This is a genomic window from Paenisporosarcina sp., from assembly GCF_049671445.1.
Lineage (GTDB): Bacteria > Bacillota > Bacilli > Bacillales_A > Planococcaceae > Paenisporosarcina.
In genome coordinates this window covers 39,737-62,607 of record NZ_JBATUX010000010.1, presented here as the reverse complement: position 1 = coordinate 62,607, position 22,871 = coordinate 39,737, and the positions used below count along the sequence as shown (strand labels likewise).

At 37.9% G+C, this 22,871-nt stretch carries 20 protein-coding genes and 1 other annotated feature; of the genes, 19 read left to right on the top strand and 1 reads right to left on the bottom strand.

Annotated features, from left to right (window positions below; translation table 11 throughout):
- Nucleotides 1-41 precede the first annotated feature (41 nt).
- The gene (locus WBG45_RS00930; protein WP_424411918.1) at nt 42-605 is read left to right on the top strand and encodes a hypothetical protein; all 564 of its coding nucleotides are present in this window, start codon (nt 42-44) and stop codon (nt 603-605) included.
- Here the strand turns inward: WBG45_RS00930 and WBG45_RS00925 are convergent.
- Nucleotides 598-789, bottom strand: a complete 192-nt coding sequence (locus WBG45_RS00925) for a hypothetical protein (RefSeq protein ID WP_424411917.1) — start codon at nt 787-789, stop codon at nt 598-600. The genes WBG45_RS00930 and WBG45_RS00925 overlap by 8 nt on opposite strands.
- A 97-nt stretch (nt 790-886) precedes the next feature.
- Nucleotides 887-1,113, top strand: a binding site (T-box leader).
- 45 nt (nt 1,114-1,158) lie between these two features.
- Between WBG45_RS00925 and WBG45_RS00920 the strand changes: the two genes are divergently transcribed.
- The 18 genes from WBG45_RS00920 (at nt 1,159) to WBG45_RS00835 (ending at nt 22,863) form a co-directional block, all read left to right on the top strand.
- Nucleotides 1,159-3,807, top strand: a complete 2,649-nt coding sequence (locus tag WBG45_RS00920; protein WP_424411916.1) for a valine--tRNA ligase — start codon at nt 1,159-1,161, stop codon at nt 3,805-3,807.
- Between the two features lie 670 nt (nt 3,808-4,477).
- On the top strand, nt 4,478-5,782 hold the full coding sequence (locus WBG45_RS00915; protein ID WP_424411915.1) for a bifunctional folylpolyglutamate synthase/dihydrofolate synthase: 1,305 nt from the start codon (nt 4,478-4,480) through the stop codon (nt 5,780-5,782).
- A 58-nt stretch (nt 5,783-5,840) separates the two neighbouring features.
- Nucleotides 5,841-7,091, top strand: a complete 1,251-nt coding sequence (locus WBG45_RS00910) for a bifunctional folylpolyglutamate synthase/dihydrofolate synthase (RefSeq protein ID WP_424411914.1) — start codon at nt 5,841-5,843, stop codon at nt 7,089-7,091.
- An 83-nt stretch (nt 7,092-7,174) separates the two neighbouring features.
- Nucleotides 7,175-8,887 carry a sensor domain-containing diguanylate cyclase gene (locus WBG45_RS00905; RefSeq protein WP_424411913.1) on the top strand — a complete coding sequence of 571 codons (1,713 nt, stop codon included), beginning with the start codon at nt 7,175-7,177 and terminating at the stop codon, nt 8,885-8,887.
- Nucleotides 8,888-9,010: 123 nt separating this feature from the next.
- Nucleotides 9,011-9,499: a type IV pilus modification PilV family protein gene (locus WBG45_RS00900; RefSeq protein ID WP_424411912.1), complete on the top strand. Its 489-nt coding sequence runs from the start codon at nt 9,011-9,013 to the stop codon at nt 9,497-9,499.
- On the top strand, nt 9,496-9,954 hold the full coding sequence (locus WBG45_RS00895) for a prepilin-type N-terminal cleavage/methylation domain-containing protein (protein ID WP_424411911.1): 459 nt from the start codon (nt 9,496-9,498) through the stop codon (nt 9,952-9,954). The genes WBG45_RS00900 and WBG45_RS00895 overlap by 4 nt, the downstream gene beginning before the upstream one ends.
- An 18-nt stretch (nt 9,955-9,972) precedes the next feature.
- A complete protein-coding gene (locus WBG45_RS00890) occupies nt 9,973-11,442 on the top strand; it encodes a hypothetical protein (RefSeq protein ID WP_424411910.1) in 1,470 nt (489 codons plus the stop codon).
- Between the two features lie 13 nt (nt 11,443-11,455).
- Entirely contained in the window at nt 11,456-11,842 is a 387-nt protein-coding gene (locus WBG45_RS00885) for a hypothetical protein (protein WP_424411909.1), read from the top strand.
- 3 nt (nt 11,843-11,845) lie between these two features.
- Nucleotides 11,846-13,231, top strand: coding sequence for a hypothetical protein (locus WBG45_RS00880; RefSeq protein ID WP_424411908.1), 1,386 nt, complete (start codon nt 11,846-11,848; stop codon nt 13,229-13,231).
- A gap of 14 nt (nt 13,232-13,245) precedes the next feature.
- Nucleotides 13,246-14,895 (top strand): GspE/PulE family protein, encoded by a 1,650-nt coding sequence (locus tag WBG45_RS00875; RefSeq protein WP_424411907.1) that lies wholly within the window; start codon nt 13,246-13,248, stop codon nt 14,893-14,895.
- Between the two features lie 8 nt (nt 14,896-14,903).
- Nucleotides 14,904-15,944: a type IV pilus twitching motility protein PilT gene (locus WBG45_RS00870; protein WP_424411906.1), complete on the top strand. Its 1,041-nt coding sequence runs from the start codon at nt 14,904-14,906 to the stop codon at nt 15,942-15,944.
- A complete protein-coding gene (locus tag WBG45_RS00865) occupies nt 15,944-17,155 on the top strand; it encodes a type II secretion system F family protein (RefSeq protein ID WP_424411905.1) in 1,212 nt (403 codons plus the stop codon). Before WBG45_RS00870 ends, WBG45_RS00865 begins: the two co-directional genes overlap by 1 nt.
- 349 nt (nt 17,156-17,504) lie before the next feature.
- Nucleotides 17,505-17,969: a prepilin-type N-terminal cleavage/methylation domain-containing protein gene (locus WBG45_RS00860; RefSeq protein WP_424411904.1), complete on the top strand. Its 465-nt coding sequence runs from the start codon at nt 17,505-17,507 to the stop codon at nt 17,967-17,969.
- Between the two features lie 43 nt (nt 17,970-18,012).
- Nucleotides 18,013-18,966, top strand: a complete 954-nt coding sequence (gene pilM, locus WBG45_RS00855; RefSeq protein ID WP_424411903.1) for a type IV pilus biogenesis protein PilM — start codon at nt 18,013-18,015, stop codon at nt 18,964-18,966.
- A 2-nt stretch (nt 18,967-18,968) separates the two neighbouring features.
- Nucleotides 18,969-19,724: a hypothetical protein gene (locus WBG45_RS00850; RefSeq protein ID WP_424411902.1), complete on the top strand. Its 756-nt coding sequence runs from the start codon at nt 18,969-18,971 to the stop codon at nt 19,722-19,724.
- Nucleotides 19,717-20,757: a LysM peptidoglycan-binding domain-containing protein gene (locus WBG45_RS00845; protein ID WP_424411901.1), complete on the top strand. Its 1,041-nt coding sequence runs from the start codon at nt 19,717-19,719 to the stop codon at nt 20,755-20,757. The genes WBG45_RS00850 and WBG45_RS00845 overlap by 8 nt, the downstream gene beginning before the upstream one ends.
- A gap of 624 nt (nt 20,758-21,381) precedes the next feature.
- The gene (locus WBG45_RS00840) at nt 21,382-22,137 is read left to right on the top strand and encodes a prepilin peptidase (RefSeq protein ID WP_424411900.1); all 756 of its coding nucleotides are present in this window, start codon (nt 21,382-21,384) and stop codon (nt 22,135-22,137) included.
- 87 nt (nt 22,138-22,224) lie between these two features.
- On the top strand, nt 22,225-22,863 hold the full coding sequence (locus WBG45_RS00835; protein ID WP_424411899.1) for a hypothetical protein: 639 nt from the start codon (nt 22,225-22,227) through the stop codon (nt 22,861-22,863).
- The last annotated feature ends 8 nt before the right edge of the window (nt 22,864-22,871 follow it).

Here is a 22,871-nt window from a genome sequence, read left to right as displayed (position 1 = left end):
GCATAAAATCTTTCACATAGCATCGTGAAGGAGGACAAGAAGTGAATCAAGTAAATTGGCAACTTCAAGAAGTATTTTATTTTCCGGAAAGTTTTGGTGTTCCAACGGGTGCATCACGTATAGAAGTAAAACCGCAAGTTGAATTTCAAGAGGTCAAAGGAGTTTGTAGTTTATACGGCATTTATCATATTGCTGCAAATGTCGTTTTTCAACCAGGTGAATGTGAACATCATGGAACTTCTGAATGGATTTCGATTGAAGATTTAGACGTCAGCGGAGAAAATGGATATTTCGAATACGCAGTTCCATTATTTGTGGAATTGCCACCTACGTATGTACATGGCAATAAAATACCGGAAATTGAACTGACAGATGTGAAAGCACACGTTACTGACCAAAATGCTTTAAAAGTGGAATGGCAAGTTACGTGTTCGTATGAAAAACCTGTTGAACGGGAATCCTCTTCTATAGAAAGTAATAGTTCCTCTTCTAATGAATTGGAATCACCAACTTCTGAGGAGAAAGTACCTTCAAAAGAAGATATGGAATTACCATTTTTCTTACGTGGCTTAAAAGACGCTTACTCCGTATACGAAGTTAAATAATGTCTTTTTGAAACAACACTAAGATACCGATCAATAAACATAACAGTAGAAAATCGAATGTGGTCGGTATAAATATGGTTCGGATTAATTCGAATACTGTGATCGGCAAGATGATATTCTTGCAATAAAAGCGAGTTTTCCGAAGCCAAGGGGGAAGCAAGTAGGGGTTATATCCTCGTCTCATAATAAATCCTCCTTTCAAAAATACTTGACGGTAACATAAATCATTCGATACAATACGTATCAATAGTATTATTAAAGAAATGGCAATATAACTAAATAGTGATGCACTGATTGGGAAGAGTAAAATGCTGTTGTTTTCATTAGAGAGGAAACGCTTGGTGAAAGTTTCCGTAAACACACATTTGAATGTCGCCCAGGAGCAATTTCTGTGAAAGAAGAAGTAGCAGAAATCGGTTAAAAGCCGTTATATAAACTTGAGAGCGTGATGATTTTTTTGTCATCTGCGAATAAAGGTGGTACCGCGAACAACTCCTTCGTCCTTTTTGTGACGATAGGAGTTTTTTTGTATTCAAAAAAGGAGGAACATATGATGACTGAACAACAAAACACACAACTGCCAACGAAATATGATCCTAAGTCCATTGAACAAGGACGCTATGAATGGTGGCTTAAAGGTAAGTTTTTTGAAGCACAACCGGAAAGCGGTAAAGAACCGTATACCATCGTTATTCCACCACCAAATGTAACGGGTAAATTACATTTAGGTCACGCTTGGGACACAACTTTGCAAGATATTTTAATTCGCATGAAACGCATGCAAGGATATGATGCTCTGTGGTTACCAGGTATGGACCATGCAGGTATTGCGACTCAAGCAAAAGTTGAAGAAAAACTTCGTTCTGAAGGCAAATCACGTTACGATTTAGGGCGTGATGCCTTTGTCAAAGAAACGTGGAAGTGGAAAGAAGAATATGCTGGTCATATTCGTACACAATGGTCAAAACTAGGATTAGGTCTTGATTATTCACGTGAACGTTTTACTCTCGATGAGGGATTATCAAATGCTGTAAAAGAAGTATTCGTTAAACTTTACAATAAAGGTCTCATTTATCGTGGTGAACGAATCATCAACTGGGATCCGGCAACGAAAACAGCGTTATCCGATATCGAAGTTATCCATCAAGACGTACAGGGTGCTTTCTATCATATGCGGTACCCACTAACAGATGGCACTGGATTTATTGAAGTAGCAACGACTCGCCCAGAAACAATGCTTGGAGATACTGCAGTTGCAGTTCACCCAGAAGACGATCGTTACAAACACTTAATCGGTAAAACAGTTACGTTACCAATCGTAGGTCGTGAAATTAAAATCGTTGCTGATGATTATGTGGAAATGGACTTTGGAAGTGGTGCTGTGAAAATCACTCCTGCTCATGACCCTAATGACTTTGAAATCGGTAATCGTCACAACTTAGAACGCGTGTTAGTAATGAATGAAGATGGCTCTATGAATAAATTAGCTGGAAAATATGAAGGAATGGATCGTTTTGAATGCCGCAAGCAAATTGTTGCAGACCTTCAACAAGCAGACGTGCTATTCAAAATTGAAGAGCATTCGCATTCAGTAGGTCACTCAGAGCGTAGTGGTGCTGTTGTAGAACCATATCTGTCAACACAATGGTTCGTTAAAATGCAGCCACTTGCTGATCAAGCGATTAAAGCACAACAAAGTGAAGACAAAGTTGAATTCGTACCGGACCGCTTTGAAAATACCTATTTACGTTGGATGGAAAACATTCACGACTGGTGTATTTCACGTCAATTATGGTGGGGTCACCGAATTCCTGCTTGGTATCACAATGAAACGGGTGAAATTTATGTTGGACATGAAGCACCTGCTGACATTGAGAACTGGAAGCAAGATAATGATGTACTGGATACGTGGTTCTCATCTGCATTATGGCCGTTTTCAACAATGGGCTGGCCGGATGAAACGAATGAAGAATTCAAACGTTATTACCCATCAAATGCATTAGTAACAGGTTATGACATTATTGCATTCTGGGTTTCTCGTATGATTTTCCAAGGTCTCGAATTTACAGGAAAACGTCCATTTGATGATGTATTAATTCATGGATTAGTACGAGCTGAAGATGGTCGCAAAATGTCTAAGTCATTAGGTAACGGAATTGACCCGATGGATGTTATTGAGAAATACGGTGCAGATGCACTTCGCTACTTCTTATCAACTGGTTCATCACCTGGTCAAGATTTGCGTTTCTCGATTGAAAAGGTAGAGTCCGTTTGGAACTTTGCAAATAAAATTTGGAATGCTTCTCGCTTTGCCATGATGAATATGGAAGGCATGAAGTTTGAAGACATTGATTTAAGCGGAGAAAAGTCGGTTGCTGATGCATGGATTCTTACTCGTTTAAATGAAACGATTGATCAAGTTACGAAACAAGCAGACAAATATGAGTTCGGTGAAGTAGGTCGCTCCCTTTATAACTTTATCTGGGATGATTTCTGTGACTGGTACATCGAAATGGCGAAACTTCCATTTCACGGTGAAGATGAAGACGCTAAGAAAATGACTCGTTCTGTATTGGCATATGTATTAGATAATACGATGCGTTTATTACATCCGTTCATGCCTTTCATTACTGAAGAAATTTGGCAGAGCCTACCACACCAAGGTGAATCGATTACAATAGCGGCATGGCCGACTGTAAACGAATCATTAACGGATAGCAAACAAGCTTCAAGTATGAAGTTGTTGTCTGATATTATTCGTTCTGTTCGAACAATTCGTGCGGAAGTACAAACACCAATGAGCAAAAAAGTACCATTATATATCTCGGCAAAAGATGCAGAAACGTTAGCTGTACTTGAAGAAAACGCGAGATACTTGGAGAAATTCTGCAATCCAGAGCCATTAGTAATAGGTCAAGGGATTGAAGCACCAGGGCAATGTATGTCTAGTGTCGTATCAGGTGCAGAATTATTCTTACCATTAGAAGGCTTAATCGATATCGCAGCTGAAACAGCGCGCTTAGAAAAAGAGCTCGAGAAATGGGCAAAAGAAGTTAAACTCGTTACAGGTAAACTGTCAAACGAACGCTTCGTTTCAAAAGCACCAGAAGCAGTAGTAGCAGAAGAGCGCGCGAAACAACAAGATTACATCGAAAAACACGCAATCGTTGAAAAACGTTTAGCTGAATTGAAAACCTTATAAAAATGAGGGCGTCCTAGTCTAACTAGGATGCCCTTTTTTACGTTGATGGGAATCTCAGTCTGACTTTTTGGGGTTGACGTCTGAAAAAATCGAGTCGACGTCTGAAAAAAGAGACTTCACGTCTGAAAAAAAGAGGTTGACGTCTGAAATTGATCATCTCGGAAACTCTTACCCGAATGATGTAAACATGAATAGTGATTATTAATGGAACTCGTTATAAGTCGAGTCAATTTCATAATTGCTTTTTGATGAAAAAGACTCGATAAGTTATTGGGTATTTCCTATGAATTTGTTGATCATTTCAGTAATTTGATTGGAGTGAAAGGCGGCGATAAAAACATATGCTCCTGCGGTTACTCGTCGCAAAGATATTGGACGAATGACAGTTCGTCCAATATCTTTCCAGCGGGAATAGCATTAGCTGAAGACCCCGGAGGCGAGCTTGCTCGTCGAGGAGGCTGAGGCAATGCCCGCGGAAAGCGTCCGCCTGTAACGGAAGTCAAAACCATTAAAATTATAAGAGCATATTATTTCCAAAGTTGTAGCTGTTATTCTGAAAAAATTTTCTTTAGTTACTAGAAATAATTCATATCTTTTATTCGAATGAACATGATAGAATAAAGTGAATTCTCAGAAGTTCAGAGAATATTCAGTTTGAGGAGTGACCTATGTGTTTACATCAGTTGATAAAGTAATTGAGTTTATATATTCCATGGATCAGAAAACGGAACGCAATGGTCGATTAAGTCGTATCAAAGCGATCTTATCAGTCCTCGGAAATCCACATGAAGCTTTCCGTTCTGTTCACATTGCCGGGTCAAACGGTAAAGGATCTACATTGAATGCACTAAAAGAAATCTTAATTGCAGAAGGCCTCCATGTGGGGAGTTTTATTTCACCTCACCTTGAAAAAGTAAATGAACGCATCATGATGAATGATGTAATGATTACAGACGATCAATTTATTCAATATATGAACGACATTTATCCGCTCTTGCAAGAAGGTGAAGTTGGAGAGGGATCAAACTTTTTTGAAATATTAACTGTTATCGCGTTTATGTATTACCGCGATATGAAAGTCGATATAGCCCTAATCGAAACAGGTATTGGTGGAAAATTCGATTCAACGAATGTGATCACACCTCTGTTATCAATTTTGACGTCAATATCTCTTGATCACACGCAAATATTAGGGGATACAATAGAAGCAATCGCCATTGAAAAAGCGGGAATCATTAAACCATCGGTGCCCGTTATCAGTGCTGTGAAGGCTAAGCAAGCAGTAGACGTAATCGAGGAAAAAGCCTCGTTGGAGCAAGCACCAATCTATCAACTGTATAAAGACTTCATTATTGAAAATGTCACGCAAGAAGTGAACGAGCAACGTTTTACTTATCAGCTAGACGATGTTTCTCTTGTGGATTTACACCTGAAAATGAAAGGCCATCACCAAGTTGAGAATGCATCTCTTGCCATTTCAGCAGCCTTATTATTGAACAAATACTATGGCTTTACTATTACGGAAGCCAGCATACGCCAGGGATTGATTACTTCAAGTTGGGCTGCCCGATTTGAAGAAGTTTTACCGAATGTTATTATTGACGGGGCACATAACCCAGCAGGAATGGAAGTGCTTCTTCAAACCATTCAACAACGGTATACAGAGAAAAATATTCACGTCGTCTTTACAGCACTTCAGGATAAAGATATTACGTCAGTTCTCCATATGTTAGATGATATTGCATCAAGCATTACGGTGACAGAAATTCATGTGAAAAATGCAGCGGTCGCTAAAGATATTTTTGAAGCGACTAACCATCCTGAAAAAGAGTTAGTGTTAAATTGGCAAGATGCACTTGATCAAACGTTAGAGAAATTAGATGAATCAAGTATTGTTCTCGTTACGGGTTCTCTGTACTTCATGTCATTAGCCCGTCCATACTTAATACAAAAAGCACAAGCGAAAGTAGTATAATTATTGACCCTGCCTTAATTTTTGAGGCGGGGTCGCTTTGATGAAAGGGGAGTCTACAATGATTCCGAAATTTAATGAATATAAACAACGTTTTGAATTGGAAAGTAAAAATATAATTGAACCCGGTCTAGAAGCTGTAGAGGATGCATTAAAAAAAGTTTGCAACCCACATCAGAACCTCCAATTCGTCCACGTGGCAGGAACGAATGGTAAAGGATCGACCATAAACATGATGAACGCCATGCTTCAAGCACATGGAGTGAAGACTGCGTGTTTTTATTCACCTTGTTTTATGGATGTGCATGATCAAATTCAATTAAATGGACAATACATAACCTCCAAACAATTAGATGAAGTTTTTATATCAGCGAAAGAAGCGGGAATTAGTGGCTTGCTTACAGATTTTGAATTACTAACAGTTCTCGCCTTTATGGCATTTGAACGATTCCGGCCCCAAATCGTTTTGCTTGAAACCGGGATGGGGGGCAGGTTTGATAGCACAAATGTGATTACTCCTCTTATTTCCGTAATTCCAAGCATTGCATTAGAACACGAACAATTTTTAGGGAACTCAATTAAAGAAGTGGCTTTTCATAAGGCTGGAATTATTAAAAAAGGGATACCTGTGGTTATAGGTCCACTTGTAGAAGAAGCGAAGGACGTCTTAGCAACGGAAGCGGAAAAGCTTCAATCATCACTTTGGATGATTAATCAAGATTTTTCGTTATCTAACGGAACCTACGAAAGTCATTTAGAGACGAAAATTACCAATCTGGAAGTGCCGCTTTCAGGATCACACCAACTTGATAATGCCGCCTTGGCAATTCGAGCGGTTTTATATGTTTTGGAAAAACTTCATATTAAAATGAATGAAGATTTAATTCGTGAGGGTTTAAGAAAAGCGTTTATCCCAGGTCGTTTTGAAAAAATTGCAGATAACTTATATTTTGATGGAGCACATAACCCTGCAAGTGCCAGAGCACTCGTTAACACGATAAAAGAAAAATTTCCAAATACACCTGTTCATTTTTATGTGGGAATGATAAAAGGTAAAGATGCAGAAACTATTTTACGAATTTTTGAAGAAATTTCTTCAACATTCACATTTATAGATTTCGAAGATACTCGCTCAATGCCAGCTTCAGAGATGTCGAAAATTAGTGAATCACCCTTCACTTTAGTGACTAAAGACCCATTGGAAAATATTCAAAAAAGTCTTTCAAAATCACGTGTGACAATAGTCACGGGTTCCCTCTATCTCTTGGCAGAGCTGCGTTTGAAGGCTCTCGAAATGTTTGGGAAATCTTGATATTTAAAAGATGACAAAACTTTCTAACTTTGATACGATGTATTTTGTACTAGATAAATGGAACCATATTGGAAGGGGCGCTTATGGATATATCTAAACGGACGCAAGGATTGATTTGGGGCATTTGGGCTCTGTTTGTTCCATATGGTCTTTATCTCATCTATCAGTTTCAAACACCTGGTCAAATTGATTGGATCATATTAATTGGATACGCATCACTCGCTTTATTAACCACCTATTTCCCATTCAAAGTAGCAGGAACCACAATATTTTTAGTGCAGTGGATTAACCTCGCTATATTTTTAAAGTATGGTGTGTTTGTCGAAGCCATTGTCATGCAACTAGCTATTATTCCATTAGCGATGAAATTAAAAATTGGCTACAGTGATTTCTATCGTGCTCTCTGGAATTCATTTATGTTCTTTATGGTTTCCGTCATTAGTGGGGTCTCAGTGCTATTAATGGGCTATCAAGTAGGGAGTATCGATTTTAAAGAAATACTATTATTCGGAGCTATCTATCAAGTTATCAACATGTTTTCAAATCATGTTATTCTCTATTTTTATTTAAGGGTTACGAAACAAGAAAACGAAGGATTTTTCGGACCAGACACAATATGGGATTTTGCAGGATTTATTGTCACATTCCCATTTGGAATTACGCTTTATTTACTCAATGAGTTTGTTGGACCTGCCTCATTCCTACTTTTAGGAGTCCCTTTTTTAATCATCACGTTCCTCGTGCGTTTGTACAGCAACTCAGAACGTGTGAATGAAGACTTGAATCAAGCAACTGAAATTGGTCATGAACTGGCTGATCGGCTGACTGCTGATGAAATTATCGATTTGTTTTTGACTAAAATAAATAAGATGTTACCTGTTGATTATTCGTATATTCTTGATATTCAAAGTCAAAAAGGTGAATTGATTTTCTTGAAGGCGATGGAAGCAGATATTGATGTCGAAATTACCCAAACCCATGAAGAATTATTAACTAGTATTGCCGGAATGGTTTTCAAGAAAGAGAAATCGGTATTATACAATAAGCAATCTGAATGGAGAAGGGTGAATTCTGAATTTCTTCCACTAGATGCAGAAAGCGTCATTTCTGTTCCCATTATTCGAAATCAAAAAATGGAAGGCATCTTGGTTATTGCTTCAAGAAAAAAATACGCTTTTGAGACATACCAGCTGCAAATAATTAGTCTATTATGTTCCTACTTTGCCGTTTCTCTTGAAAAGGCTCGTTTTGTCCAAGATGCAGTTTCAAAAAGCGAACGTTGCGGCTTAACAAAACTTTACAACTATCGTTATTTAGAGCAACAACTTGAAATCAACATGGATGAACTTTTAAATGGCGAACTTCGTCAATTATCTTTACTAATGATGGATATTGACCATTTTAAAGCTATCAACGATACCTATGGACATCAGAGTGGGAATGACATCTTATTTGGACTCGCTAGATTGTTAGAAAGAGAAGTAGAAGACATCGGTATTCTTGCAAGGTACGGTGGCGAAGAATTTGTCGTTATTCTACCAAACTACTCCAAAGAACAATCTCTAAAATTAGCAGAAGAGTTACGAACAAAAATCGAATCCACTCCATTTGAAATTCGCACTGAACTTGAAGACAAACCACAACTAACATTAGTCAACATTACAACAAGCATTGGTGTTTCAACAGCACCAGAAGACTGTGACGAAGCCATGGCCCTTATCCGTAATGCCGATCGTGCACTTTATATCGGAGCGAAGCGGGAAGGTAGAAATAGGGTTGCGGAGTATGTGAAATAGAATATATTGAAACTACTGAGCCAAGATAATTGGCTCTTTTTCTATTTATTGAGAATTTTATCGACATTTTCCTATATTTATTGGATAATCAAACTATAATACTAGGGGGAGTGTGACAAAAGGATGAAGAATAAGACACCTTTTTCACAACAGAGTGGTTTATCACTTGTTGAAGTTTTGGCAGCTCTCGTTCTTTTAGGAATAGTAATGGTTGGAATCATGACTGTCTTCCCTCAAATGACACTTTTTAATGACCGAACAGATGCGAAGCTGGATACGATGAACTTAGCAAGAATGGAAATGCAACATTTGCAATCAACACCCTTTGAATTAGTCGGAAATACAACTTTACAAAATATTTATTCAGATTCAATCTACCAAAATGTTTCAATTTCTGAAACGGCTACCAACAAAATAATAACTTTTTCATCAAATGGATATGATTTTATAATTTCAATTAATTTAACAAGAGAGAATGTCTCTACTAATGAAATTGATGCGAATTTAGATTCAATCAGTCTACATCTAGTAACTATGTCAATTGAGAAAAATGGTCAAAAACGTTCAGAGACTTATGGATATATTGCTCAAGAGGAGGATGATCCAAATTGAATCTGAATGAAAAAGGCGTTACTTTAATCGAGCTGTTAGCTGCATTGGCATTAGTTTCAATTATCGCTGTGTTAGCAATGACAACATTTAATATTGGAGTCAAATACAACGTTACTGAAACCAAGAAAACGACAATGCAACAAGAATCTAATCTGATTGTATCGACATTAATGAATGTGCACCGTACAGAAAAATGCTATGAGATTGAGAATACAACTACAACCGCAATTACCATGAAAATATATGATGATGAACAATGCACTTCACCTTCTAGTAGACAAATCGAGTTCAATCAAAATCAATTCACATATGAATTAAATTTGGAAACGGGTACACCAGAAAAAATTAACCCTCAAGAAACAAACTACTCCTTAACCCTAACCATCAAAGACAATAGTAGTTCTTTAGAGAATAGTTACCAAACTCAAATATATAGATTAAATACTACTTATTAAGTTGGAAGGGTGAAAAGAATGAAAAAAATTCTTATAAATAGTCATGGGTATGCACTATTAATAACTCTCATATTAGTCGTCTTTTTATTAGCTCTTTCAACGATGTTTGTTGCCGCATCTTTAAATCATAGCCGTCAAGAACAAACGGTAGATAATTCAAATCAAGCAGTGGTTGCTGCAGAAATGGGAACACAATACTACGTCAAAAATGTTGAAAATTTGGTGGCCCTTGAAGCTAAACAGTTTGTTCCTTCTGTTCAAGCTGAGTTAGATAAAATAAAAATTAGATTCAATATCTCTTTATCAGATTATTATGGGGGTAGAAGTTATTCCAAGCTAGGTGAATTTTATGATGTATGTAAACCAAAATTGATAGCTGGAAATTTTGTCGAATTACTGGACTGCGAAATAAATGAGATGAAAAAACTACAACCTAGTAAGTTTGTACAACAACTAAACGCTGCCAACCTTGTTTCAAAAGTCAATTTAAATGAGCGTGAGGTAAATGATGAAAAAGATTTAAAGTACAAAATTACGAGCATTGATATTGTTCAACCGACAATAACTTCCGATATTATTTTAAATATTAATGTTGAAGGATCGATGGGAACACAAGTCAAACGGAATCTGCATTCTGAGTTGAACATTGGATCACCTAATTTTCTTTCAGTCGAAAAAACGCCAATCATTAGCTACTCTGATAATGCAGTAAGCGATATTTTTGAACCTCCGAATGATACTGGAAGAATCTGCACGATTCCAGCTAATACAAATCCAAGTGGAACCTGTACTTATGCAGGTAATGATTTAGAAGGGTTTTTAGCAGCAATACCGGAAGGTAGCGATATTATTATTAAGGTCACCAACTATTGTGCAGCAATAGGAACAAACTCGAATTGCAATTTCAGTGCATATGATGGTCAAAACGTACCGATTTATATAAAGCCTACGAACGGTGTTTTAGATGGTGGAAATGCTAATCAACTTAAGGATTCTATTTTTTATATAGACGGGTTTTTAGACTTAAACAATATGAATCAAAGTTCAGGAAACACCATTATTACTAGATCAATTGAAATGCACAATGGAGTGAATATGACTGATACAACGATTGTCGTAATGGGTAATAGCGGTAAAACGGGACTCGTGAAATGGAAAGAGCAAGGAGCAAATAGCTTGATTATCGGGCAGAATTCAAAGATGTGTGTTAATTTAAATGCCATCAAACTTGATGGTGCTGATAGTTCTACAAATTTTAATGACAATTCATTCAGCTTCAGTGGAAATGGCAAAATAATATACTATCCAAGAATCACTCATGCCAAATTACTACCAGAAACTGCAAATCAAGTAATCTACACAGATGATTTTGAAGATTTTTTACGACAATGTTCAGTCAGCATGATTAATATTGATGGTGAATATCAGATGGAATCCATGGAAAATGGCGATTTTAATTTTGAAACATTCATCAACTACAACCCATAAGAGGTGAAACATAATGAAATTTATAATGTTAATTTTAGTAGCACTAATTGTGTTTCCAATAGTCATACTATTCGCAAAAAAGATTGATTTAAAAACAAAACTAATGTTTTTGGTTGGCGGGCTTTTTATCGCCTTTTTAGGATTGGTAGTGCAATCTACTTTAAGTTTTTATTACGCATTGTTAATTATGTTAGGTTTGATATTCGTGGGAGCCGTATTCTTTACTAAACAGTTTGAAAGTCAAAAGTTAGCCGAAGAGGAAGCCCATATCTATGTGCCTCAAACTATTAAAGAAGCGATTGAGAAACCAACCCAACAATATGTAGTGCCGACAACAACCCCTGCTGTTGCAGAAATTAAAAATGATGACTGGTTAAAACCATCGAAGAAGGAGAGCTGATAAATGAATAATAAAGTATTTGGAACCACTTTTGCTGCTCTTCTTGGCTCATCTATTTTGTTCTTTGGCGTAACACAAGCCGGTACATATGTTGTAAATGAAGTTATCTTTCCTGCTAAAGATTTTGGAGATCAAACATACATAGGACCGTTTGATGTATCGAATTTGCCCGAAGAAGAGGCTGCAGTAACTATTCAAACAGGAGTTAAAGGTTGGTTCGATCAAGCACAAGTGAAAATTAAAGTGCAGGATGCTGTGGTTCCATTCCCATTAGAAGTCGTTGAGTTTAATACAAATAATACACTGACTTCTGCGGAAGATGGAGCAAAAAACGAACTTCAATTTGATGTTACCGAAGATTCTGTTGGAACGTTTTTGAACCAGCAATTTTCGCCTTTTGTTTTTAGTGATGACGAAATAATAAGTGCAACGGAGGCCATTCGTGTTCAGTTAGCTTCTGGCAGAAAAGATCAAACGATCGATATTTCAAATGCATTATTAAGCACGAATACAGAAGCTACAGTTACAGATGTAACGTTTGATTCCATCGACACGTCAGTAGGGCTTCAAAATCTCGTTCTAGCTTTAGATGGTTATGTAATTGATCCATTGACAACGTTCTCATTACTAGAGTTCATTGAAACTGCTGATGTTGGAGTTGTAACAGAGCAAGATTTAACGACAGTGGCATCTATTTTATACGCATCTGTACTTCAAACGAATTTCGGAGTAGGTGAGCGCAGTATTGGGCCAACAGTTCCAATAACAGTTCCACTAGGTTTCGAAGCTACAATAAATCGCGAACTTGGTGTTGATTTTGTTTTTACCAATCCAAATTCAACTACTTTTACATTAAACCTAAACACTAGTGGAACGAGTTTAAATGCAAACTTAACAGGTCTTCCATTTGTTTATAGTTACGAGACTGCAATAACCGATCGTGAAGAATTCAAACCTAAAACGATTAAGCAGTTTAGTTCGTTCGTTGACCAAAATACAATTCGCATTAAAACTGAAGGCGAGAATGGCGTTCAAGTTTCAGTGCTGAAAACTATCATTTCTGGTGACGATGTTTTAGAAACTATTAATGTATCCAAAGATTTCTATCCACCTGTACATAAAGTAGAAGTACATCCATTAACCGTGCCTGCACCTCCTGCGGGTACAGGGACTTCGACTGGAGGAACATCCGGTACTACTGATGGTTCTGGAACATCCACAGACGGAACAAGCGGACAACCATCAACAGATACTGGAGATGGCTCAACAGATAGTGATTCGTCGACTGATGGAACAGGAACAGATGACGGGAATAATAGCGACAATTCAGATGAAGAAACAGAACCGCAATATGATAAAGGTGGAAATTTAATTCCATCAAGTAAGTAATAGGGGGAAGTAACTTGATTCGTAAAAGATTGGGTGATTTATTAGTTGAAAACGGCTTAATAACAGATGATCAACTGACTACCGTATTACAAAAAAAGTCGCGTGATGAATTACTTGGCGATGTCTTATTGCAACAAGGAATTATTACTGAGCAGCAGCTACTCGAAGTGCTCGAAATTCAGCTTGGCATCCCTCAAGTTCAATTATTTCATTATCCATTTGACGCGAAAATTTTCAGCTTAATTCCAAAAGATTTGGCAAAACGCAGTTTGATTGTTCCATTAAAAATCGATGGTGATAAATTATATGTAGCGATGAAAGATCCAATGGATTTCATAACGATCGATGATTTACGATTAATTACTGGCTTTCAAATCATCCCAGCGATTTCTTCCAAAGAAGATATCTTGAAAACCATTAACAAATACTATGAAGACGAAACGTTTGATGATTTCTTGGTTGATCAAGCAGTTTCTGCAGAAAAGCAAGAAGAACTGTTAGATGTGGACGCTCCTGTTGTGCGTATTGTTAATCAGATTATGTCTGCTGCTGTAACTCAGAAAGCAAGTGACATACATTTTGATCCTCAAGAAACTCGTTTATTAGTGCGATTTCGCATAGATGGAGTTTTACATGATGAACGGACGCTTCCAAAGTTAATGCAAGGAATGGTTACCGCACGTGTGAAAATTATGGCCAAGCTTGATATTACAGAGCATCGGATTCCTCAAGATGGACGGATCAAAACAAATGTTGATTTCCGACCAATTGATTTGCGTGTATCCACATTGCCGACTGTTTACGGCGAAAAAATCGTAATGCGTATTTTGGATTTATCGAATAATTTAACAGACATTTCAAAGCTTGGTTTATCTGAAAAGAATTATGAACGCTTCATGAAGGAAATTGCAAAACCAAATGGCATCGTATTAATTTCTGGTCCAACAGGCTCAGGTAAATCTTCAACTTTGTACGCGGCACTTAGCTATTTAAATGATGAAGAAGTGAATATTATTACAGTTGAGGATCCAGTTGAGTACCAGCTTGAAGGCATCAATCAAATTCAAGTGAATTCCAATGTAGGATTAACATTTGCGGCGGGTCTTCGTTCTATTTTGCGTCAAGATCCAGATATTGTCATGGTCGGAGAAATCCGTGATAAAGAGACAGTTGAAATAGCCATTCGTGCTTCTTTAACGGGTCACTTAGTTTTGAGCACCATCCATACGAATGATTCGATTGCCTCTGTTACACGTTTAATGGATATGGGCGTTGAACCATTTTTAGTTACAAGTTCTATTAATGCTGTTGTGGCACAACGTTTAGTACGTCGTGTTTGTCGTGACTGTAGTGAAAAGCAAGAGCCAAGTATTCGCGAAATTGAGATTTTCAAAAAACGTGGGCTTGATATTCAAACAATATCTCGAGGTAAAGGTTGTCCGTCATGCGGGATGTCGGGTTATCGAGGACGGATGGCAATTCACGAAGTGCTTGTGGTAGATGATCAAATTAAAAATGTCATTAACAGAGGCGGTACTGCAGCGGAAATCCGTGAAATTGCCCAATCGAATGACACCATCTTTTTAATAGATGATGGATTAATGAAAGTACGAGAAGGCAAAACAACGACAGAAGAAATTCTGCGTGTTGCCCTTCAAGATTAGGTGGCAAAATGAGAGAATCAGTCGATCAATTATTAACCAATGCTTTTCATCAAAAAGCATCAGATATTCATATAACAGTTGGAGTTCCTCCGATTTTTCGTGTACAAGGGGATTTAGTCAAGATTGGTTCTACAGCAATCACTGCAGATATGTCTCGAGAAATGGCACGAGCGATTACACCCGATAAGTTATGGGATACTTTTTTGGAACTAGGAGAGTTAGATTATTCGCATGTTGTTGAAAATGTTGCACGTTTTCGTGTCAATGCGTTTCATCAAAAAGGGAAAATCTCCATTGCTTTTCGTACCATACCGCAAATTATTCCAACGGTTGAGCAATTACAAATGCCAAATACGTTGAAGAAATTAGCGGAAACTAAACAAGGTTTAATACTAGTCACTGGTCCAACGGGTTCTGGAAAGTCGACCACATTAGCGGCCATGATTAAACATATGAATACGGATTTAAGTTTACATATCATCACATTGGAAGACCCGATTGAATATATGCATGAACATGGTACGAGTATCATAGATCAACGTGAAGTAGGCTTTGATACGAAATCATTTACAAGTGGCTTACGTGCAGCGCTACGACAAGATCCAGACGTTATTCTTGTTGGGGAAATGCGTGACTTAGAAACGATCAGTATTGCCATCACGGCAGCTGAAACTGGTCACTTAGTGTTAGGTACATTACATACTTCTAGTGCAGCTTCAACGATTGAACGTATTATTGACGTGTTCTCACCAGAACAACAAGCACAAGTGAGAACTCAACTTGGTGGCGTACTTAAAGCTGTAATCAGTCAACGTTTGATTAAAACAGTGGACGGCAAAGGTCGTCGTGCCGCAACTGAAATCTTAATTTCGAATCCAGCTATATCGAATTTAATTCGCACGGCAAAAGTCCATCAAATTCCAAACGTCATCATGACTAATCGTGCTCTTGGCATGCATATGATGGCAACTTCGGTGAAAGAGTTGGTCGAGTCTGGCCAAATTACACAAGAGATGGCCCAGCCATATCTTGAAGGAGAAGAGCATTAATGGCACGTTTCCAATATATCGGTCGTGACCGAAAAGCCGTGCGAAAAGGTATTGTTCAAGCAGCAAATCAACGTGAAGCCATCATGAAACTTCGTGATGACGGCATTCGCATTACAGAAATTAAACAAATGGCCGAAACCGCTCTACAAAAAGAAATTTCCATTGGTAACCCAGTAAAACGTGAACAATTCATTATGTTTTTGCGTCAATTTGCGACATTAATGCGAGCTGGCGTTACTATTGTGGATTCATGTGTCATCCTGGCACAACAAGTGGAGTCAAAAGCATTGCGTCGTGCTCTAGTTGAAATTTCAGACGATCTAAAAAGTGGTAATGCTTTATCGGAAGCGGTAAAAAAATTCCCAAGAATTTTCGAACCTCTGGTAGTCAATCTATTACAGGCTGGAGAATTGACGGGATCTCTTGACGAGTCATTGGATCGATTAGCTCTACACTTTGAAAAAGCATATGTCACTAGACAGAAAGTAGTTTCAGCCATGACCTATCCATTAATCGTGGCAGTTTTAGCAGTTGGCGTAGTCATTTTCCTGTTAACATCTATCGTGCCGATGTTTGTAGAAATGTTCAGTAGTTTTGGTGGAGAACTGCCGTTACTTACTAGATTCGTAATGGGTGCCAGTGATTTCGTACAAGGATACTGGTACATATTAGTAGCTATTGCTGTTCTTTTTGCGGCCGGATTATGGTTAATTAAAAGAGATGCAAAAGGACGCTATATGCTAGATACGTTTTTATTGAAAATGCCACTCTTTGGAAACATCTTAAAAAAAGCAGCACTTGCTAGAATGACACGAACGTTAAGTTCTTTATTTTCTAGTTCTGTTCCAATATTGACTGCTCTAACCATGGTAGAAAAAGTAGTTGGTAATGAAGTAATCGGTAAAGTAATTCTTCAATCAAGAGATGGTTTAGAGCGAGGAGAATCAATGACTGGCCCCATGATGGGACACTGGGCTTTTCCACCACTCATTCCTCATATGATATCAATTGGTGAACAAACCGGAGCACTCGATCACATGCTAGAGCGAGTTGCTGAATTCTATGAAAAAGAAGTAGATGCAGAAACCGATAAGTTAAAAGCCATGATTGAACCACTTATGATTGTATTATTAGCGGGACTAGTGGGGACCATCGTTATGGCAATTATGTTACCTATGTTTGGTATGTTTGAGAATATGGATAATATGTAGAATTTTAGTGAAAATCACTAAAATGTATAGACAATCAGAACCTTGTATTTAAGTTGTAAAATCAATTTCATTTTTTTAACACACATAAGAACAACTAACTTAATTGGCATGATAGAACCCATAATAATTCTTTTATTAGTAGGACTTATGGGAGCCCCTATGTTAGTGATCATATTACCTATATTTATAGTGTTCGAGCTTGAGGTTACCATGTAATATAGCTCAAAAATACTAAAATAAAAATGAGTAAAAAGTCTAATTATCTATATATTTCGACATATAAACATGGTATTATACAAATGTACTCATTAGTACCAATATTTAGAGAAAAAAGGGGAGGCTACAAGAAATGAGAAAGTTCATTCAACAAAAGTTAAAAGATCAAAAAGGTTTAACATTAATCGAGCTTTTAGCAGTAATCGTAATCCTTGCGATTATAGCAGCAATTGCTATTCCGGCAATTGGGAACATTATTGAGAACAGTCGTTACAGTGCAGTTAAGTCCGATGCGGTTAATGCATTAAGTGCAGCAAATATTTATTTTACTGAGAATTCTTCTGAAACAACTGTTTTAGTATCTAAACTTAAAACTGATAAATATTTAGATTCGATTGGGAAGTTAAAAGGTTCTGAAACTATTGCGAAACCAGCAGCAGGAGTTTCAACTGGTAATACTATTACATCTCTTACAACTGGCGGAGGAATTACCTATTCAGGAAGTAAGAGTGTAACTTTTACCGGTGCAACTGTTGAAACAATAAATGGTGATATACAAAAAGGTAGTACAAATGGAGCAACCGTAACTATTCCTTAATAGCAACGGCAGGGGCTTAAAAACAATAATCGGAGCTGATTCTATGAAATTCACACCATCGTTCTTAAACAAACGCACACGCGTGGCGACGGTTACAATTGAAGAAGATGCGATCCGAATGGTGGAAGTGAAGTCAACGTCTCCTATGCATGTAATTTGTGCAGAGGAGCGTTCTTTGCCTTCTGGCATCATTACGGATGGCAAAATTGTGGACGCGGATACGCTGGTGTCGATTTTAGGCGAGGTCGTGGAGGAATGGAAACTTTCCCGCAAAGCTGTTCGCTTCTTAGCACCTGACGAGTACGTGATTATCCGCAAATTGCCTTATCCTCATGACGTTCGACGGGATGAGTTAAAAGGCCACTTCTTTATTGAAATTGGTTCAACACTATATTTACCCTTCGAAGACCCCGTTTTTGATGTAGTGCCATATACTGCATCCACTGAAACAAAAGAAGCGATTTTAATAGCTTCAAAAGAAAGTATTTTAAATACATATGAAGACGTTTTTGAAGATGTGAAAATGAAACCTGTAGTTGCGGATATTGGGCCGCTAGCTTTATATCGATTGGCGTATTCGCAATTTGAGTTTACTGGTGAAGAACATATTTTGTTATTAGATATCAAAAATGATAACTATACGGTATCTATTTTCCATCAGCATTTCCCGTTATTTATGCGTCCCGTGGAAGTCGCCGAACCAGCTGAAGCGAATTACTTTAGTGGAACACAATCATCTAGAATGGATGCTCTTGTATCTGAGATTGAAAAACTCATTAATTTCTATCGCTACAATATGAACCAAGGTAATGAAGGCATCACACATGTGTTACTTAATGGTGAGTTCGATGGATGGGAAGAATTATTACAAAGACTCGGATCCCGCTTTGATGTGACAACTTCAACTGTTATTCGTGAAACGATTTATTTAGAAGATGGAAAAGCCATTCCTGTTCGTTTTAATCGAGCGCTTGGACTAGCTTTGAAAGAGGTGTGACGATGTTAGTAGATATTAATTTACTTGGCGATAAAGAACGGGACCGTCCCGGCTTTGTCGTAGCAGCCATCTCACTTATTCTTTTAGGATTAGTTACGGGGCTCGTTTTATATTTCCTCGGTAATACATACAGCAATAAACAGCAAGTTCTTGCAGCACAAAGCGCAGAAGTCGTAGGTCAACAAGTTGCAATACAAGAACAAATGGTAACGACAGCTGCACTAAGTGACACTCAAAAACTACAAAAAACAGTAGAGTGGGCCGAATCTTATCAATATGACACGTTGCCGTTGATTCGCGAACTTACGTCGTTGTTACCTGAACGTGGATTTTTCATGAGTTTTGCTTTTTTAACACCTAACCAAGTAAACATTTCTGCTCAATTTGATACTTCTCGTGATACGGCATTTTACTTAACTCAACTTAAATCTTCTGAAATGATAACGGATGTAGAGCTGTCAACTGTTTCCTATCAACCTGTAGTTGAAGAAGCTGAAGAAGAGACTGAAGCTAAAACTACAGAAGATGAAGAGAAAGAAGAAGTAATGCCACGTTATTTAGCTACTTATGCAATAACTTTCTTAGACACACGTATGCCTGCTGATGGCACAGCTGTTCCACTCGATCCGAACGCGCCGCCTGTCGAAGGTGAAACACCGGCACAGGGTGAAACGACAGAAGAACAACCAGCAGAAACACCTGCTACAGAAACACAACCTCCTGCAGATGATGCACAAGGAGACGATGCAAATGAGTAATTTAACTAAAAAGCAAAAAGAAATAGGTCTTATCGTTTTATCAAGCTTGTTTTGTCTAATTATGATTGCTTATGCATATTTCACTTTTTATGTACCGAAAAAAGATAGTCTAGCAGTTGCGGAAACCACTCTCACAACTGATAGACAAGTATTGTTTGCATTAGAGCAACAACTGGCTGATCAACCTGAAACGCCGATTGTCAGTTCACTCGAGTTACAAAAGAAAGTACCAATTGATCCATTAACAGAATTAATCATTTTGCAAGTTGAAAAAGCTGAAGTCGTATCGAATTCACTTGTTCAGTCTATGGGATTCTCACAAGGACCATTTGTTATTGAAGCTCCTCCAGAAGGTGTAGAGACGCTTCAACAGCTTCTAGTCACTTTAACGATAGAGACATCAACGTATTCAACGTTGGAAACGTTCATTGATGAGATTGAAAAATTAGATCGCATATTGATAGTGGATAATATTGCATTCAGTTCACCTGGTGAAGTTACAACAGAAGAAGTTGACCCAGCCAAATTGCAACTGTCATTGTCATTCACAGCATTCTATCGTCCAGATTTACTTGAACTTGTTGATGAAGGACCAAAAGTTGATACGCCTGCACCTGCTGAAAAATCGGATCCGCTCCCAACTAATGACGGCATCGATGATGGAGAAGTGGTTGATTCTGAAATTGATGAGACTACAGAGGTGGATGACGAAACAGCAAGCGAATCTGATGAAATCTCGAAGGCTCCTGCTAAAAAGCAAGTAACCAAGGTTGCTTCTGCAAAATCTTCGAAGGTAGTAATTAAAGCTAAAAAAGATCAAGCGAAACCAACAGCAAAAGTACAATCTAAACCAAAAGCTCAACCCAAAGCTAAACCAAAATACAGAACCTACAAAGTAAAACGTGGAGACACCTTGTATTCCATCTCGATGCAATATTACGGTAGTCGATCAGGAGAAAGAAAAATCAAGCAAGCAAATGGCTTAAATTCTAATAAAGTCATGACTTATCAAACGTTAATCATCCCATATTAATCACAGCAAAACTGGAGAGTGTACGATTTCTCCAGTTTTTGTTTCAATTCTTATTTATGGGCTATGTTTAAAGAGCATTAAATGTTCAAAACGATTTATACCAATATAGTTAATCGAGCCTATATTTAGTCAGAGGGAGTCTTTATTCCTTCCGTGGATGAACAGGCAAGCCTCCTTACTCGTGTTTAGTTCATGTTAAGTTTAAAGAAGATGTTGAATATCAGTCGAAAGAGTATATTTGCGACTAGAAAGACGCAGTGGCTTGGTGAAGAGGCTGTCTAATAAGCCCATAATATAAAGTTTGTGTAGAAAATAAATCTCTTCTCTGTACCTATATTGAATATTGTAACCATTTTTAATTGTTTGTTTTGCACATTATGAACTTAAGGTTGATTGGAGTGGAAGACGGTGACTCCGGCAGGAATAGCATGAGCTGAAGACCCCGGAGACGAGCTTGCTCGTCGAGGAGGCTGAGGCCATGCCCGCGGAAAGCGTCCGTCTGCAACGGAAATCAACCTCTAATTAATATAAAAGGGAGCTGCCCTTGGTAGTTATTAAAATTTTGAATTCAGTAATGCAAAAACACTTTGAATGAATTGTGTTTTTCTAGATTGAGAGGCATTTATGGAGATTCTTTATACAATTTTCTTTTTTATTTACGGACTAATTTTCGGGTCATTTTTTAATGTTGTCGGATTACGTGTGCCGAAAAATGAATCAATCATTACCCCACCATCCCATTGCACAATTTGTGATCGTCGTTTGACATTTAAGGATTTAGTACCCGTATTTTCATTTGTATTCTTAAAGGGGAAATGTCGTGGATGTGGTACGAAAATTCATTGGATTTATCCAGTGATGGAACTGACCACAGGAGTATTATTTGCTTTTGCATACTGGAAAATCGGGTTTTCACTCGAACTCATCGTAGCGATTCTATTTATTTCCATGCTAGTAATTATCACCGTATCGGATTTGGCGTATATGCTGATACCAGACAAAGTCTTACTATTTTTTGGAGCTTTATTAATCATTGCTAGAGTCTTTTCACCACTAGAACCATGGTGGGACAGCATCATTGGTGCTGTCGGAGGGTTTGGTCTTTTGTTATTAATTGCGATATTGTCGAAAGGTGGTATGGGTGGTGGGGATATTAAATTATTCGCAGTTATCGGGTTGGTGTTGGGGATAATACCTACACTGTTAACGCTATTCCTTGCTGCTTTTATTGGTGCCATCGTAGGTGTGATTCATTTGAGGCGTTCGAAACAAGGTCGTAAAACGCCAGTGCCTTTTGGTCCGTCAATCGCACTTGCCGCTATCATCGTATATTTTTATGGGACACAAATGCTCGACTGGTATACGAATTTGTTAGTTTAACTCGAAAACTTTTTTAGACAAGCCGACACCGGTCTTGTCTTTTTTTATTGCTCAAATGTTAGCGTTAAAGAAAAACGAGGTGATGATATGCGTTTTACGAAAACGTTCTCTAAGTTTTCCTATACTCTAGCAATTTTACATGGCTTTTTTATCGGAGCTGTGTCGATCGGTATATTCGCGATTTTAATTCAGTGGCAAGATATTTCGACTGCCGAGAAGACTGGGTCTAAAGAAGAGGTTCCGGAGAAAGCTGAAGAAATAACAGTCGATGCCCCAGCCGATGCCGGCAACCCGACTCAATTTTTTGCTAAACAACATGCGGTGTTTACGACGGCTGATGGTGCGACGGCTTTATTGCAATCCACTCCAGCGATGAAATCGGCAGCTATTATCATTGCGAACAACCAGTATTTTGTATGGTCTGCAGCAAGTGTAGTGGAAAGTGAAATGAAAATACAAGGCACTACCGAGTCGTTTATTAAGCCATTCAAAATAAATTCATCAGCTTGCACCGAAAAAGCGATGAAAAATCTGCCCGTTTATCTTGCAAATCCAGACCCTGCAAAATTTAATTTTGAGAGTACTGGAAATAAGGATGCCATACCAAAAGATTGGGTAGCAAATAATGCCGCTATATCAACACTTTCAAAGGATAAAAACGTCATCCGTGTGCAACTTTTATCGCACTATTCTACTCAAAACGACTGCCTTAAAATTGAATTTTGAGGATGGTT

Bases quoted from the DNA above. Each gene is read 5' to 3' on its own strand.
- WBG45_RS00905 (WP_424411913.1), top strand. From the start codon at position 7,175: ATGGATATATCTAAACGGACGCAAGGATTGATTTGGGGCATTTGGGCT.
- WBG45_RS00890 (WP_424411910.1), top strand. From the start codon at position 9,973: ATGAAAAAAATTCTTATAAATAGTCATGGGTATGCACTATTAATAACT.
- WBG45_RS00900 (WP_424411912.1), top strand. From the start codon at position 9,011: ATGAAGAATAAGACACCTTTTTCACAACAGAGTGGTTTATCACTTGTT.
- WBG45_RS00850 (WP_424411902.1), top strand. From the start codon at position 18,969: ATGTTAGTAGATATTAATTTACTTGGCGATAAAGAACGGGACCGTCCC.
- WBG45_RS00925 (WP_424411917.1), bottom strand. From the start codon at position 789: ATGAGACGAGGATATAACCCCTACTTGCTTCCCCCTTGGCTTCGGAAA.
- WBG45_RS00835 (WP_424411899.1), top strand. From the start codon at position 22,225: ATGCGTTTTACGAAAACGTTCTCTAAGTTTTCCTATACTCTAGCAATT.
- WBG45_RS00885 (WP_424411909.1), top strand. From the start codon at position 11,456: ATGAAATTTATAATGTTAATTTTAGTAGCACTAATTGTGTTTCCAATA.
- WBG45_RS00865 (WP_424411905.1), top strand. From the start codon at position 15,944: ATGGCACGTTTCCAATATATCGGTCGTGACCGAAAAGCCGTGCGAAAA.
- pilM (WP_424411903.1), top strand. From the start codon at position 18,013: ATGAAATTCACACCATCGTTCTTAAACAAACGCACACGCGTGGCGACG.
- WBG45_RS00840 (WP_424411900.1), top strand. From the start codon at position 21,382: ATGGAGATTCTTTATACAATTTTCTTTTTTATTTACGGACTAATTTTC.
- WBG45_RS00920 (WP_424411916.1), top strand. From the start codon at position 1,159: ATGACTGAACAACAAAACACACAACTGCCAACGAAATATGATCCTAAG.
- WBG45_RS00910 (WP_424411914.1), top strand. From the start codon at position 5,841: ATGATTCCGAAATTTAATGAATATAAACAACGTTTTGAATTGGAAAGT.
- WBG45_RS00880 (WP_424411908.1), top strand. From the start codon at position 11,846: ATGAATAATAAAGTATTTGGAACCACTTTTGCTGCTCTTCTTGGCTCA.
- WBG45_RS00845 (WP_424411901.1), top strand. From the start codon at position 19,717: ATGAGTAATTTAACTAAAAAGCAAAAAGAAATAGGTCTTATCGTTTTA.
- WBG45_RS00870 (WP_424411906.1), top strand. From the start codon at position 14,904: ATGAGAGAATCAGTCGATCAATTATTAACCAATGCTTTTCATCAAAAA.
- WBG45_RS00860 (WP_424411904.1), top strand. From the start codon at position 17,505: ATGAGAAAGTTCATTCAACAAAAGTTAAAAGATCAAAAAGGTTTAACA.